The organism is Lonsdalea britannica (genome assembly GCF_003515985.1).
In the GTDB taxonomy this organism is placed as follows: domain Bacteria; phylum Pseudomonadota; class Gammaproteobacteria; order Enterobacterales; family Enterobacteriaceae; genus Lonsdalea; species Lonsdalea britannica.
Window position 1 is genome coordinate 3,299,947 of record NZ_CP023009.1, and the last position, 15,373, is coordinate 3,315,319.

Sequence of the window (15,373 nt, forward strand, 5' to 3'; positions counted from 1 at the left end):
GTGTAAGCACGGCGTGTCGTTACCCGACCTCGACGAACTTTCCTTCACCTCCTGTGTGGTTCCACGCGGTATTAGCGCTTCGTTTAATATTCTTTCTGCCCGGCAAAAGCATCGCGCACGCTATTTCCCCGCACGATAAGACAACGCCCGCCATATTTCAGAAACATTGGATTTGTAGAGTGATTTTAATGACGTCATCGCGAGCCATGAATAATCCACGCTCATGAAAGACGCTGATGCCGATTTTATTTTCGCGCTAATAATATTCAGGAGGAAATATGTTAACCAGACGGAATTTTTTATTTATTTCGGCCGGGGTCATGCTAAGCGGATGCCATATTGGAAAAAACACCCGTTCGGCAAAAACTAAAACGCGCATTGTGGTTGTCTCGGATGGACATTACGGACAGGAAAATACCGCATACGATCACAACTTCACCCGAATGGTGGACGAAGTGAATGCCTTTAACGCTAAAAAGCCCATTGATTTTCTGGTGTTCAACGGCGATTTGATTCATAACGAGCCGCGTTTTCTTGCTCCTGCCCGCGCGCACCTCGACCGTCTGGATATCCCCTATTTTGTCACCCGCGGGAACCACGATCGCGTGACGGAAGACCTCTGGGTGGCGCAATTCCATCAGCCTTTTAACCATAGCCGGGTATTACGAAATGACGCGTTCCTGTTCATGGATACCTCGGATCTGACGGGAACCTACCGATGCCCCGATCTGTCATGGCTGAATGAAAAATTAGAGCAGCAAAAAGATTGAGACGGCATTTTCATTTTTATGCACATCAATCCGGTCGGCGCGGCTAAGGCCTCGATTCAATGCGAAACCATCGCTTCAACGTTATCGGCCTATTCTAACGTTAAAGCGGTATTTAACGGACATGACCACGACCGCGATGAAGTGCTGACCCGTAATAACATTCCCTATATTTTCGACGGACACGTGGGAGGAAATTGGGGCAAAAAGTATCTGGGTTATCGCATGATAGAAATCAACCACGATCATTCCATCCTGACCTATATGATGAGCGAAGAGACGGTGGTTAACACCAACACGCTAGCAACACGAGCGGCCGACCGTGTGGTTAAAGCAGCAGTGACAATTTAGAACTTCGCGCAGGCCTGTTTCGTTGACCGGTTTGATCGTCGAGAGGGATAATGATGAGACGCCTGACCGCCTGGTGTATCCCTCCCTTTCGACCTCGATCAGGCATTTCACGCCGCTCCTGGCAAATAACAGATCTCCCCCATCACGCGACTCCGCCTGCTACGAAGATGGCGTCCAATTCGCTTAACGTCGGCGACCGTTGACTCTCCTCGCAATACCATCGCGTTCATGATGCCTCGGGACTGACGCCAAAACGGCGATGATACCAACGCGGGGAGATGTCCTCCCTAAAGCCAAAGGCCTGCCAGCCTTCTAAGAAAAAGCGCACGCTGAATTGACCGGACGTCGCCGTGTCGTGCCAAGGGTGCTCCAGCTGACGATAGCGTCGCCGCACTTTCACCGACGGCAGCCGCCACGGGTTATAGCGGGAGTTGGACGACGCCGACCATTTCGCCCCCACCGCACGAATAAAGGGCGACGACGAAGAGGTCGCGCTGCCGTGATGCGGCACCTGCAAAATATCCGCCGCCAGCGCCAGCCGCTGAGTACGCAACAGTATCGCTTCCGTTTTGGCCTCAACGTCACCGGTGAGCAGCACTCGAAACTGACCGTCATCGACCGCGACCACACAGGAGTCATTGTTTCCCGCATCGTGGACAGCTTTCGGTGGCCACAACACCCTGAAACGTAATCCCTGCCAGTGCCATTGCTGACCTTGCAGACACGGTTGATGTCCCTTCTGGGTCATCGGGCTGTACACCTGAGCCGCAGGAAACTGCCGCTGCAGTTCGATGAGTCCACCGCGGTGGTCCAGATGACTGTGGCTCACGATAATCCGCTCCAGTTCCAGCCCCCGCCATCGGAGGTAGGGCACAATTTCACGGCTCGCCATAGTGCCGCCCGCCCAGCTCGCCCCCGTATCGTAAAGCACGGCTTTACCGTGACGCTCGATGACGACGGCCAGCCCGTGACCAACATCCAGCATATCCACCCGCCACAGGGGCGCAGGCGCTTTTGGCCGAAGGAGCAGGATCAGCAGCAGACTGATCACGCTGAGAGGCGCATAGCGCCACCAGGCAAAACGCCAGATCGCCACCGCCAGCCACCCGGACAGACTAAACGGCAATGCCTGCTCCCCTAACGCCCACCAGCCGGAGGGCAACCCTGCCAGCGGTGCGAATACGGCCGTCAGCGATCGATCGGCCAACCACCAAAAAATGGCGCTAACGTCCGGCGCGAAAGACAAGAGCAGCGCAACCAGCACCAGCGGCGTCGTCACAAATGACACCAGCGGCACGGCCCATAGATTTGCGGGCAGAGATGTCAGACTGACGCCGTGGAACAACACAATCTGCAACGGCAGCAGCAAAAGCGTCATGCCCGTCTGTAGATGCAGCCAGCGGAGCCATACCCAGCGTTTGGGCCGCAAACAGCATGCCGGTAGCGGCGCCCACTGGTACCAGAAAATGAGCGCCGCCACGGCGAAACTCGATAACCAGAAGCTGTCCGATAGCACGCTGAGCGGATCGCCGGTCAGGATCAAAGCCACGCACCCCAGCCAGACCTGCCACGGCGTACAGCTGACGCCCGTGAGTCGCAGCAACGTCCACACGCTCAACGCCAGACCGGCCCTGACCGCCGGAGGATTGCCGCCCGCCAACCAGACATAGCTCAGGGCGGCGAACAGCCCGACGATCAACGGAAAGCGATAGCCAATACGATGCACCGGAAACAGGCTCTGCATGCCCCGCGCCAGCCCCCAACCCAACAGCGCCGCCAGCGCGATGTGCAACCCAGATATCGCCATCAGATGCATCGTGCCGGTCTGACGCAACAGGGCCTGAGTGTCGTCGTCTACGGTCGCCATCTCGCCAAGCGTCAGCGCCAACAGAATCGAACGCCACGGCAGGCGCTGAGTCTGACGTTCCACCGTCGTCACGATGTCCTGCCGAACTCCGCAGCGCGCATCCAGCACCGTCGCGTGTTGAACGGCTCCCGTCAGCGTTTGCCTGCGGGCCAGCGCCCAGCGCTGGCTGTCGAATCCGCCTTCGTTCAGCCGACTGTGTACGGGCCGCAGCTGTAGCCGCAGACGCCAGCGTTGCCCGCCGCACCACGCGTTCAGGGCCGCGCCTGAATTTAACCGGACCGCGACCGGAGGAAACAGCCAGCGTTCATCGACCCGAATCAGACGTACGACCGGGGCCGCTTCCGGCTGCGCACCAAAGCGTACGCTGGCGATCGCCACCTCTGCCGTCACCGGACGCGATGTCAGCTCCACCGTCTGACCGACGGCCTGTCCGGCGTTGTGACATCCCCACACCAGCGCAAATCCCGCCAGGACTCCGGGGCGCAGCGTGCCGGGAAGGTAACGGTAGGCCGGGATTAGCGCGGCCAGCAAGGCGAACAAGACGCTTGTCGACGGGATTTGCGGCAACCACAGCAGCGGCAACATACCGCTTATCAGCGCAAGCGCCATGACATTCAGCGACATAGGAAAGCGGCACTCCCTGACCGTTCAGCCCGCCCGTCGGACGGCGTCTTTATCCCTTTACCCAGTCTATTTTTCATCGTGATGAAATCACAGCGGCCAGTGGTTGAAGCGCGAGCCACTGCGCAAACAGGCATGCAATGCCGTGCAACAACGTTTGAGCGGAGAAATGTGGTCAGTGAGGTGATGTAGAGGGGATCGTGGTGAGCGCAGGCAAAAAAAAAGGATCGCCGAGGCGATCCTTTTGATAGGTCATGAAACGGGTTATTTGGTCTCAGCGGCCGATTTGATTTCACCCATTTCTTTAATTTTGCGTGACAGCTCACGGCGTTCTTTCGACAGATCCGCGTTTTTGATGATGTATTCATCAACACGGTCTTCATAGTCGCTACGCATGTTGGCGATGATGTTCTGAATATCATCAATTGACATACCCGGTTTGATGTATTCGCTCAGGTTGTCCAGCAGCAACACACGTTTCTGGTTATCACGAATTTTCTTTTCGTTATCGGCGATTTCACGCTGCAGCTTGTTTTTACGACGGAATGTACGCACAAACGCCAATACGTCCTGGAAACACGGTTTGTTGTTACCCTTATCCATTTTCTACCCTTACTTAACTCATATTAAGATTCAAGATGCGGAAACCGCCCGTGCTAAACATACAGGTTAGCAGTTCTTTACGACAAGTCGGTATTGACTGATTGCAGCCACTGCCGGATGCCGACGGCGATTACAGATGAGCTTGTTTTATCATTGTTTTCACTTTCTTTCACCCGCTTTCCCCTCCACCCGCCGAAGGACGGCATTGCATGGCGGCCGACCGACCACTCTTCGTACAATTTTAGCCGCATAGGTCTATGCGACTCAACGCGTCCACCGTTGAGATCTTGTATGGCCCGCCTTTCTCTTCGCGAAGGGTTGGCCTACTCCACACGCTCTCGCGATTGTGGCGATTATCTCAAGGCCAGTATGGCTTATGGACGCCAATATTTTCGATGCGTCATTATATTAAACAAGGGATTTGCCACGGCCATCGGTTATTACGCCGACGATAAACAGCGGTAACAAACCGAAACAAAAAAGGAGGTGTCATTATACTTCCACGTATTCTAAAAATTAATGAGGGACCACGTCGCCTTACCCTTCATTATCTTTCCGGCAATCAATAATTTATTCAGAAAAATATTATCAGGCGCTATAAATCATCGAAAATGGATTAATTCGACATGTTCAGTGCCGTTATTCGGAAATAATCAACAACGCCTATCACACTATTTTCCCGCTCACGGGCGCATGATTTTCTCATGCAAAGGAATCACAGAGAGGCAAGCAAGTGAATGTGAACTTTTTCGTCACCTGTATTGGTGACGCGCTAAAATCAAACATGGCGCGCAACTCGGTATTACTACTCGAAAAACTGGGATGTACCGTCCACTTTCCACAGAAACAGGGCTGCTGCGGCCAACCGGCGTTAAATGCCGGATATACCGCCGACGCCATTCCCGGCATGAAAAACCTGATTGCCGCGCTGGAAGAAAATGACGACCCCATTATTTCTCCGGCAGGCTCCTGCACCTACGCCATCAAAAGCTATCCCGATTATTTGAATGACGATCCTGAGTGGGCAAAGCGCGCGGCAAAGGTCGCCGACAGGATTTACGATCTGACCTCTTTCATCGTGAATACTCTCAACGTCGTGGACGTGGGCGCAGCCTTGCCGGGCAAGGCGGTTTATCACCCCTCCTGCAGCCTATTCCGCAAATTGGGCGTTCAGCATGAACCGATGACGTTGCTGGAGCATGTCCAGGGATTGGAAATCGTCCCGTTTCCGCTGGCCGAAACCTGCTGCGGTTTTGGCGGCACGTTCTCCGTCAAGATGGCGGAAATATCCGGCGAAATGGTGAAAGAAAAGGTCAGTCACATGATGGAAGCCAATCCTGATTACCTCATCGGCGCCGACGTCAGCTGCCTGATCAACATCGGCGGACGTCTCCATCGCGAAGGCAAATCCGTGAAGGTGATGCACATCGCCGACGTGCTGATGAGCCACTAAGGAGCCAACATGTATCTTAAAACCAGCGATGTCCCGTTTCATGAGCGGATCCGCGAACAGATTGACGACGGCGTCATGCGCAAGGCAGTGGCGATGGCTCAGGAGCGCATCGGCGCTAACCGACAAAAAATGGTCGACGACCTCGGACACTGGGAGTCATGGCGCAGCCGCGGCGAACAAATCCGGCGACACGTCCTCGAAAATCTGGACGCCTACCTCTATCAACTCTCCGAAAATGTGACTAAAAACGGCGGACACGTCTATTTTGCCGCCACCAAAGCGCAGGCGACGGACTATATTCTCACGGTCGCGAAGCAGAAGCAGGCGAAGAAGATCGTCAAATCCAAGTCGATGGTCACCGAGGAGATCGGTCTCAATGCCGCGCTTCAAGGCGCCGGGTTAAGCGTTATTGAAACCGACCTTGGCGAATATATTTTGCAGCTCGCCCACGACGCTCCATCCCATGTGGTCGTCCCCGCCATTCACCGAGATCGCCATCAGATCCGCAAAATTCTGCATGACACGCTGGGCTACACCGGCTCCGACACCCCGGAGGCGATGACGCTATTTATTCGCGAGCAGATGCGGCCGCAGTTCTTTAGCGCGGATATCGGCATCACCGGCTGCAATTTCGCCGTCGCCGAAACCGGGTCAGTGTGTTTGGTCAGCAATGAAGGCAACGCACGGCTGTGTACCACGCTGCCGAAAACGCACATCGCGGTGATGGGCATGGAGCGTCTCGCGCCCACATTCGAGGAAGTGGACGTGCTGATAACGCTACTGGCCCGCAGCGCGGTGGGCGCTCAGTTGACCGGCTACAATACCTGGCTGACTGGCCCGAGAGAGGCGGACAACGTCGATGGCCCCGAGGACTTCCATCTGGTGGTGGTCGATAATGGCCGGTCAGCCGTGCTCGGTTCCGAATTCCGCGATATTTTGCACTGCATCCGCTGCGGCGCGTGCATGAATACCTGTCCGGCTTATCGCCATATCGGCGGTCACGGCTATGGTTCGATTTATCCCGGTCCGGTCGGCGCCGTACTGTCTCCCCTGTTGGGCGGATACGCCGATTTCAAAGACCTGCCCTACGCCTGTTCGTTGTGTTACGCCTGCAATAGCGTCTGCCCGGTCAAAATTCCGCTGGCGCAGCTGATCCTTAAACATCGCCGCAAGATGGTCGACGCAGGCCTGCCGCCGAAAGCCGAACAGATCGCAACGCGCCTGTTTACCTATGCCAATAGCCACCCAACCCTGTGGAAAGTCGGTATGGTCAGCGGCGCCCACGCAGTCAACTGGTTTATCAAAAACGGCAAAGCCCCCCTGAATATCGGCGCCATCGGCAAATGGACAGAAGCGCGGGATCTGCCGCAGAGCGACGGCGAAAGCTTTCGCAGCTGGTTTAAGCAGCATCAGGCGAACACAGAGGAGAAACAGTGATGGGAAATGCCAATCGCGACACATTCCTGGCCCAGATAGCCCAGCAGTTGGGTCGTCCGGTGCGCCATCAACCCGCCGCCGTGCCTCCGCCGGTTTGCCGCTATGAAAAGACCCGGCTTGCGGATCTTTCCCTTCAGCAACGCTGCGATGCCTTTGTCAAACTGGCGCAAGAAACGCTCAAGGTCACCTGCCGACTGACGAGCGAACAGCACGCCGCGCAGGCCGCGCGCGAACTCTGTCAGCACTATATTGACAACCGCGAACAGCAACGGGCGCAGCACGAAGGTCAGCCCCCTGTCGTGATAAGCGGAGATGCCCGCTTACAAGCGCTGGGGATCACGACCGCGCTTCAGGACGGGTTTGCGGCGCAGGAATGGGATGCCACACAGGGTGAGGAGAATATTCATGCCGCCGAGCAGGCCGATGTCGGCGTCGTGTTCGCCGAATACGGACTGACGGAGTCCGGCGGCGTCGTGCTGTTTTCTGCGCCGGAACGTCCACGCTCGCTGAGCCTGCTGCCCCCCTCATCCATTTTCGTGGTGCGCAAGAGCACGCTTCTGCCCCGCGTGGCGCAGTTGGCAGAGCGTCTGCATCAGATGGCGCAGGCCGGAGAGCGTATGCCTTCCTGCATTAACCTGATCGGCGGTCCCAGCTCCACGGCCGACATCGAGCTGAGCAAAGTGATCGGGGTACATGGCCCGGTTAACGCCGCTTATCTGATTATCGAAGATTGCTGACCGCCTCTTGCCCAGTCCCGGCGACCGCGCCGGGACGCTTCCACGGACAACACCGATTCCTCCCGCCGACTTCTGCCGGGCGACGATATGGTTTACCATTGCCGCCATGTCATGTTTCGTTTACCGGCGCGTAAGCGAAACCTCCCATTCGCACTCGACGCGCCCGATGCACGCGTATCCGGCGGGTCCTCGCAACCGACAGAGAAACAGCGTGTCCAACAAACCCAGCACTCCGACATTTTTCATCCACGACTATGAGACCTTCGGCAAGCATCCGGCCCGGGACCGACCGGCGCAGTTCGCAGGCGTACGCACCGATATGGACTTCAATATCATCGGTGAACCGCTGGTCATCTACTGTCAGCCGACGGACGACTATCTGCCGGAGCCGGAAGCGGTTCTGATCACCGGTATCACGCCGCAAATCGCCAAAAGCAAAGGCGTTAACGAGGCGGAGTTCGCCCGTCAAATCCACGAAGCCTTTAGCGTGCCGGGCACCTGTATCTTAGGCTACAACAACATCCGTTTCGATGATGAAGTCAGCCGCAACATTTTTTACCGTAACTTCTACGATCCCTACGCATACAGCTGGAAAAACGGCAACTCCCGCTGGGACCTGCTGGATGCGCTCCGCGCCTGTTACGCGCTACGACCGGAAGGCATCGTCTGGCCGGAAAATGAAGACGGCCTGCCCAGCTTCCGACTGGAGCACCTGACTAAAGCGAACGGCGTCGAACACGCCCACGCGCATGATGCGATGTCCGACGTTTACGCGACGATCGCGATGGCTAAACGGCTGAAAACCGCGCAGCCCAAGCTGTTCGACTATCTGTTTCAGCTCCGCAACAAGAATAAAGTCAACGCGCTGATTGATATCCCGAACATGAAACCGCTGATGCACGTGTCCGGCATGTTCGGCGCGGCGCGCGGTAACACCAGCTGGATTGTGCCGCTCGCCTGGCACCCGGAAAATCGCAACGCGGTGATCATGTGCGACCTGGCGGGCGATATCACGCCGCTGCTGGAGCTGGAGCCTGATGAACTGCGCACGCGGTTGTACACCAAGCGCGACCAACTGGAAGCAGGTCAGGCCCCCGTTCCCATCAAGCTGGTGCAGATCAACAAGTGTCCCGTACTCGCGCCCGCCAGTACGTTGCGGCCGGAAGACGCGGCGCGCTTGGGGATTGACCGACAGCACTGTCTCGATAACCTGCAACGTCTGCGTCAACACCCGCTGGTGCGGGAAAAAGCGGTAGCGCTGTACGCCGACGCGCCCGCTTTCGCCGCCGCTGACGATGTGGATCTTCAACTGTACGATGGCTTTTTCAGCGAGGCAGACCGGGCGGCGATGACCATTATTCAGGAAACCTCGCCGCAAAACCTGCCCGCGCTCGATCTGAAATTCGCCGATGGTCGTATTGCAGAATTGCTCTTCCGCTTTCGGGCTCGCAATTATCCGGCCACGCTGGATGACCGCGAGCAGCAGCGCTGGTTGCAGCACCGCAAAGAGGTTTTTACACCGGCGCGTCTGGAGACCTACCTGAATAACCTCCATGAGCTGTATCAGCTGCATCAGGACGACGAGAAGAAGGCCCAGTTGCTGAAGTCGCTGTTTGCCTACGCCCAGCAGGTGGTGGGCTGATACCAGCGCCTGACTGACGGGATAAGACTCAAGGCTGACCGCCGTCACGGACGACGTAAGACGCGACATGATCCGCAGGTCAACGCCATGTCCGTCAGGTCCCCCTCTGGCGGGCGATATTTGTGCCGGGCGGCCATACTTCCGACCGTTTGGCGATAAAAAAACGGCCGCCGGGGATCACTCCCTCGGCGGCCGTTCTCACGTCAAACTTACGTAGTAGAGTTAGACGATGTCTTCACTGCACTGCGGCACCGGCTGTCTGAAGCGACGGGTCACCACCGCCAGATACAGCAGGCCAATCGCGGCCCAGACCAGTCCCAACGTCATCGACGTTTCTTCCAGATTCAGCCACAGCGCGCCAACCGCCAGCGCGCCCATGACGGGCAGCACCAGATAATTGATGTGGTCTTTCAGCGTCTTGTTGCGACCTTCACGGATGTAGAACTGAGAAATCACGGACAGGTTGACGAAGGTAAACGCCACCAGCGCACCGAAGTTAATCAGCGCCGTCGCCGTCACCAAGTCAAAACACACCGCCGACAGAGCAATCACGCCGACCAGCAGAACGTTCAGCGCGGGCGTCCGCCATTCGGGGTGGATGTAGCCGAAGAAACGCTCAGGGAAAACGCCGTCGCGTCCCATGACATACATCAAGCGGGAAACGCCTGCATGTGCCGCCATACCCGACGCCAGCACCGTGACGCAGGAGAAGACCAGCACGATGGACTGGAACAGTTTACCCGCGACGTAGAGCATGATTTCCGGCTGAGAGGCGTCCGGCTCGTGGAAGCGAGAGATATCCGGGAAGAACAGCTGCAGGAAGTAGGACACCACGATGAAGATAATTCCGCCGATCAGCGCCGTCAGGAAAATCGCTTTCGGGATCACGCGTCCGGCGTCCGGCGTCTCTTCCGACAGGGAGCTGATGCCGTCGAAGCCGAGGAAGGAGAAGCAGAGTATCGTCGCCCCGGTAATCATCGGCACCACCTGCGCGTGCTCGGACCAGAACGGTTTGCTGCTCACCAGCGTACCCGCGCCCTCACCGCCGGAAATGCCCTGGATCACCAGCGTCAGGAAGACCACCATAATCCCCACCTGCACCACCACAATCACCGAGTTGAGGTTCGCGACAATGTTGATACCGCGCAGGTTGAAGAGCGTCATCAGTCCGACCAACGCCGCCACAAAGATCCAGGACGGTACGCCGGGGAAGATGGCTTCCAGATAAATTTTGGCGAGCAGAATGTTGATCATCGGCATGAACAGATAGTCCAGCAATGAGGACCAGCCCACCATGAAACCAATGTGTGGGCTAATCGCTTTCTGCGCATAAGTGTAGGCCGAGCCCGCGGACGGGAATCGACGCACCAGTTTTCCGTAGCTCACCGCCGTGAACAGAATGCCGGTCAAGGCAAAGGCGTAAGCGGTCGCCACGTGGCCATCAGTGAGGCCGGAAACAATGCCGAAGGTGTCAAAAATTGTCATGGGCTGCAAATAGGCGAGCCCCATCATCACGACTTGCCAGAGCGTCAGTGTTTTTCTTAGTTGTACTCGTTGGCTGGAAACCGCTGCATTATGCGACATGACGCATCCCTCCGTTGCCGGCAATAGACGTACGGTTCATGGATGCCGTGGATCTATTGGACACGGGAAGGCGATAAAAAACGTGGTGATTTGAAGTAGATGAAGACAGGTTGCCGCCGTCAACGGACGCTGACGCACGATCGAAGAAAGTCAACGCCGCTGCGGCGCCGTAGTCGCTGCTTACACAGCGCAAACCGGCGGGCAGCGGTACTGCTACAACAGAATGCCCCATTTCACATATTCCTCTGTTCTGCCTTCGCGGCAGGCCTAATCTGATATCGTTCCGGTACGTTGCCCGGCCCCTTCATTAAGAAAAAAGTCTCAAAAAAATAACCGACGCTATTAACGTCGGTTATTTCAGGGCGCGTATTCTGCCGCAGAGGGGGGCGAGAGACAAGACTTTGCGAGACTGTGGGAGTTATTTAAATTAAGTCACCGGGAACGTCGCGCAAATGGCCTGCCGCTAGCAAAAAATCACAGCACTCGTTTTCTTTTTTCGTGCTGTTCCAGCTCGAGCGCCATAATCACCTGCTGCAGGCTGCGTTCCTGTCCAGGCGTCAGGCACGGGAATTTGAAGCTGAGTCGCTGCACCTTTTTCACTTCGCCTTTGGCGCCGACAAGGCGGCTGACCGCATGGCCGATGAACTGCACGTCGATGCTGAACTCGCCATAGGTGCCGAGTTCCAGCGTGACGTTTTCCAGAATCTCGCCCTGCCCCAGTTGTTCCGCGACGTCTTCCTGTTCGCTCAGCAAACAGACGCCGCCGAGAGAAAGATCTTTGATCGTAAATTGGAAACGGCTGTCATCCGGCAGATTACCGCGGCAGAGCATCGGCGGCCACGCGGGGGAGTTAATGCGGAAGTAGCTGCGGCGCTGGATACGGTAGAGATCCGCCGGAATTTCGGCGCAAAAAGCCGGGAAGCCCTGATAATCGATTTTCGACACCACATTCGCCTTGAACTCCACCTTCGCCCCTGCCGGTTCAGCGACAAAGTTCAGCTCTGCGTCAAAGACATCACTTCCATGCGTGGTGCCGCCGAGATCGAAGATAAAGGTATTATTGTCCGGCTGGACATCCAGAATATTGCTGATGAAATGACCCCGAGAGTGATTCACCATTAGAGCCGTATTATTTTTATGCAGCTCGCGTAGCGTCGCGCAGATCGCCAGTTTGTTTCTCTTCAGAAATTGTTCTTTTTTGGTTTCGTCCATTTTGTCCATCCCAAAGTTAAATCATTACCGCTGACAGATCAGTCCCGATCGGTCACAGCTTAGAGTTATAGGTAAGATATCGTCATTTGTGTCTCCAACTTTACGCTGGATTGACATTATTGGGATTTATTAAAAAATTTATTCGGCGGGATAATGATGCAATAACCAGGTCAGCGCCAGAAGATCGGCCGTGCCGCCGGGGCTGAGATGGCGTTCGGTTAACGCGCGGTCCATCGCCTGTAAACGTGGGTGGGTCACGCCCTGTTCCAGCAGATCGGCCGCATAGCCCTGAACGAACGCCAGCCCTTCCAGCCCGCCGCGAGACACGACGTTGGTGTCGGGGTTATGCGCCATCAGCACCACCAGCGTATGCAGCAATGCCGTTTCCTGATCGTGCTTGCGCAGCGCCTGTCGATAGGCGGGCAATGCCCAACGAGTCACGGTTTCAAAGCCGCTGGCGGCTTCTCCCCGCGCACCGGTCAGGCCATGGCGCTGAAACAACTGCTCTCCGGCCGTCGCAGAGCGACGAGATTGAGACAGCTCATCACGCACCAGATCGCGACACATGTCCGCCACCGTTTGACATAAGCTCCGCTGCGTCAACGCCACCCCGTTCGCCGCCAGCCAGCCCGCAGCGCTGCACAGCAGCCCGCAGGCGAAGATGCCGCCTTTGTGCGTGTTGACCCCTCGCGTCGCCGCGAGCATGGCCTGCTCACAGGCGATACCGACGGGCCGAACCTGCGCCAGCAATTGCTTAGGCGACGCCTCCGCGTGGGCATAGCCGACGTCGGTAAAACGGCGAAACCACGGCGTCATCGCTGCGATGCTTTTCTGAAACAACGGAACGTCCATGTCGTGATGCGCGCCGTTGTTAGCCCGGTCCACCAGACCCGGTTTTGGCGTCAGCATGACCTCTACCGTCAGCGCCTGCACCACCCGCCGGTCAATATCCGGCAAAGGCAGCGCCGCGCAAGCGCCAGAGGACACGGCAGTCTGAGCCAGACATTCGTCAGCGTGAGGAGAAATAGGCATTCAGCCTCTCCTCAATCCGGGCAATGACGTCGGGCAACGGATGCCGCCGCGAACGCGCGCAGGCATGCGCGGGCTCGTCGCACAAAAGACAGCGGCGACCGGCACGTTCCAGACGAGCGCGATTGAGCGCGCCGGACTGCGGGCAGAAAACGTCGAAGTCCCACAGCCGCCCCAGCGGATGCGAGTCTTCAAGTGACACGGTAGCGCGTTTAATCGCCAACGCATCGCCGTCCACCGCCCAGAATCCTTCCGCGCCCGTCACCGGCCAGTGCAGCTGATGTTCCGCTACCTGCCAGCCTTGTTCGCGGCTCAACGCGTCGAACGCCGCCACGGCCTCTTCCATCGCGCGGCGATACAGCGGCGAGTCCTTGACCGGCCCCGGCGTCACCAGCGTCAGCGACACCAATGGGGCGTGGTGCCGCGCCAGCAGCGCCTGCTGGCGAGCGGCACGTCGTTCTTTCGCCTCCAGCAGGTGTTCCAGCGAAACCGTTTCGGGCGACAGCGCCGTCACGTTATTCATCGTCCTCTTTCACCTGACGTACGACGTCGATGACGCTACCGTCGCGATAGCGGATCACCCCGACGATGCGGTCGTGAAACGCGATCGGTTTCGGCTCGCCTACCAGCGCCACAGCGCGTTCGTACAGCGCTTCGATCGACATGACGGTCAGCCCGGCGGCCGTCAGTTGCTCGGCCACTTCTGGACGCGCCGGATTGACGGCAATCCCATGATCGGTCACCAGGACGTCGATGCTTTCGCCCGGCGTCACACAGGTGGTGACGTGACGAACCACGGTCGGAATACGACTGCGAATCAACGGCGCCACAATCACCGTCAGGTTAGCCGCCGTCGCCACATCGCAGTGTCCGCCGGAAGCTCCACGCATCACGCCGTCGGAGCCGGTGATAACGTTGACGTTGAAGTCCAGATCGATTTCCAGCGCGCTGAGGATCACCACGTCCAACTGATCGCAGCACGCCGCCTTGGAGGTCGGGTTCGCGTAGACGTTGGTCGAGATTTCCACGTGGTTAGGATTAGTCGCCAGCGACGCGGCCGCGTTGGCATCAAAGCATTGGGTATCCAGCAGTTTCTCGATTAACCCTTTTTCATGCAGGTCGACGATGCTGCCGGTGATGCCGCCGAGGGCGAAACGCGCCACGATATTCTGCTTCTGCATCCGATCTTCAAGGAAGCGGGTGCAGGCGGTGGAAGCCGCGCCGGAGCCGGTCTGAATGGAGAAGCCGGGTTTGAAATAACCGGAATGCTCAATCACATCGGCGGCGGAGCGCGCGATAAGCAACTCACGCGGGTTACTGGTCACGCGTGCCGCGCCGACGCTGATCTTCGCCGGATCGCCGACTTCGTCGACCTGCACGATGTAGTCCACCTGATCCTGCACGATGCTGGCGGGCATATTGGGAAACGGCACCAGACTTTCTGTCAGCAGGACAACGTGACGAGCGAACTCCGCATCCACCATCGCATAGCCCAGCGAGCCGCAGCGGGACTTGCCGTCCGTGCCGTTGGCATTGCCGAACTCATCGCTGCACGGAACGCCCAGAAAGGCGACGTCTATCTTCAGTTCGCCGCTTTGCAGCAAATGCACCCGGCCGCCGTGCGAGTGGATCTGCACCGGCTCTTTCATCAATCCGTGGGAAACGGCGTCGGCCAGCTTGCCGCGCATGCCCGAAGTGTAAATCTGGCGAATCACCCCGTTGCGGATGTGTTTGACCAACGGCGCGTTGCAACTCATCAACGAGCTGGAGGCCAGCGTCAGGTCTTTGAATCCCATGTCCGCCAGCGTGTCTATCACCTTGTTGATCACCTTATCCCCTTCACGGAAATGGTGATGGAAGGAGATGGTCATCCCGTCTTTCAGACCGCTTTTGACGATGGCGTCTTGTAAATCGGCACACAGCTTGCGCTCGTGCTTCTGAGTCAGATCGTTCAGCCACGGCGTGTTGTGGTTGGCGTCGACGAACGGCTGTAACTCGCTTTTATCCGGAAACTGCTGACGCAGCGCTTCAATAATGTTGCTCATGATCCAATCCTGTCATTGCTGAAAA

The 15,373-nt window shown here is 57.4% G+C and carries 14 protein-coding genes; 6 read left to right on the forward strand and 8 right to left on the reverse strand.

Translation table 11 applies throughout. The features are described 5' to 3' along the window. Positions 1 to 278: 278 nt before the first annotated feature. Both CKQ53_RS15185 and CKQ53_RS15190 read left to right on the forward strand, forming a co-directional pair. A complete protein-coding gene (locus CKQ53_RS15185; RefSeq protein ID WP_094117515.1) occupies positions 279 to 770 on the forward strand; it encodes a metallophosphoesterase family protein in 492 nt (163 codons plus the stop codon). 18 nt (positions 771 to 788) lie between these two features. Then, positions 789 to 1,118 carry a metallophosphoesterase family protein gene (locus CKQ53_RS15190; RefSeq protein WP_094117514.1) on the forward strand — a complete coding sequence of 110 codons (330 nt, stop codon included), beginning with the start codon at positions 789 to 791 and terminating at the stop codon, positions 1,116 to 1,118. A gap of 226 nt (positions 1,119 to 1,344) precedes the next feature. Here the strand turns inward: CKQ53_RS15190 and CKQ53_RS15195 are convergent, their stop codons facing one another. Together CKQ53_RS15195 and CKQ53_RS15200 are read right to left on the reverse strand one after the other, a co-directional pair. Next, on the reverse strand, positions 1,345 to 3,609 hold the full coding sequence (locus CKQ53_RS15195) for a ComEC family protein (protein WP_094117513.1): 2,265 nt from the start codon (positions 3,607 to 3,609) through the stop codon (positions 1,345 to 1,347). Positions 3,610 to 3,870: 261 nt separating this feature from the next. Next, complete coding sequence (locus tag CKQ53_RS15200; protein ID WP_026740414.1) at positions 3,871 to 4,209, reverse strand: DUF496 family protein; 339 nt, start codon at positions 4,207 to 4,209, stop codon at positions 3,871 to 3,873. Between the two features lie 733 nt (positions 4,210 to 4,942). Here CKQ53_RS15200 and CKQ53_RS15205 point away from each other — a divergent pair. The 4 genes from CKQ53_RS15205 to sbcB all read left to right on the forward strand — a co-directional run bounded on the left by CKQ53_RS15205 (position 4,943) and on the right by sbcB (position 9,478). Then, positions 4,943 to 5,662 (forward strand): (Fe-S)-binding protein, encoded by a 720-nt coding sequence (locus CKQ53_RS15205; RefSeq protein ID WP_094117512.1) that lies wholly within the window; start codon positions 4,943 to 4,945, stop codon positions 5,660 to 5,662. A 9-nt stretch (positions 5,663 to 5,671) separates the two neighbouring features. Next, positions 5,672 to 7,099: a LutB/LldF family L-lactate oxidation iron-sulfur protein gene (locus CKQ53_RS15210; RefSeq protein ID WP_094117511.1), complete on the forward strand. Its 1,428-nt coding sequence runs from the start codon at positions 5,672 to 5,674 to the stop codon at positions 7,097 to 7,099. Then, the gene (locus CKQ53_RS15215) at positions 7,099 to 7,836 is read left to right on the forward strand and encodes a LutC/YkgG family protein (protein WP_094117510.1); all 738 of its coding nucleotides are present in this window, start codon (positions 7,099 to 7,101) and stop codon (positions 7,834 to 7,836) included. Before CKQ53_RS15210 ends, CKQ53_RS15215 begins: the two co-directional genes overlap by 1 nt. 211 nt (positions 7,837 to 8,047) lie before the next feature. Then, complete coding sequence (gene sbcB / locus CKQ53_RS15220; RefSeq protein ID WP_176223441.1) at positions 8,048 to 9,478, forward strand: exodeoxyribonuclease I; 1,431 nt, start codon at positions 8,048 to 8,050, stop codon at positions 9,476 to 9,478. A gap of 222 nt (positions 9,479 to 9,700) precedes the next feature. Here the strand turns inward: sbcB and CKQ53_RS15225 are convergent, their stop codons facing one another. The 6 genes from CKQ53_RS15225 to citF form a co-directional block, all read right to left on the reverse strand. After that, on the reverse strand, positions 9,701 to 11,062 hold the full coding sequence (locus CKQ53_RS15225) for an APC family permease (protein WP_094117508.1): 1,362 nt from the start codon (positions 11,060 to 11,062) through the stop codon (positions 9,701 to 9,703). Next, positions 11,052 to 11,294 carry a hypothetical protein gene (locus tag CKQ53_RS18500; protein WP_139824004.1) on the reverse strand — a complete coding sequence of 81 codons (243 nt, stop codon included), beginning with the start codon at positions 11,292 to 11,294 and terminating at the stop codon, positions 11,052 to 11,054. Before CKQ53_RS18500 ends, CKQ53_RS15225 begins: the two co-directional genes overlap by 11 nt. 242 nt (positions 11,295 to 11,536) lie before the next feature. Then, entirely contained in the window at positions 11,537 to 12,274 is a 738-nt protein-coding gene (locus tag CKQ53_RS15230) for a flagellar brake protein (protein ID WP_338040080.1), read from the reverse strand. 138 nt (positions 12,275 to 12,412) lie between these two features. After that, complete coding sequence (citG, locus tag CKQ53_RS15235) at positions 12,413 to 13,306, reverse strand: triphosphoribosyl-dephospho-CoA synthase CitG (protein WP_094117507.1); 894 nt, start codon at positions 13,304 to 13,306, stop codon at positions 12,413 to 12,415. After that, entirely contained in the window at positions 13,284 to 13,826 is a 543-nt protein-coding gene (gene citX / locus CKQ53_RS15240) for a citrate lyase holo-[acyl-carrier protein] synthase (protein ID WP_085651652.1), read from the reverse strand. Before citX ends, citG begins: the two co-directional genes overlap by 23 nt. Beyond that, positions 13,819 to 15,348, reverse strand: coding sequence for a citrate lyase subunit alpha (gene citF / locus CKQ53_RS15245; RefSeq protein WP_085651651.1), 1,530 nt, complete (start codon positions 15,346 to 15,348; stop codon positions 13,819 to 13,821). Before citF ends, citX begins: the two co-directional genes overlap by 8 nt. Positions 15,349 to 15,373: the final 25 nt, after the last annotated feature.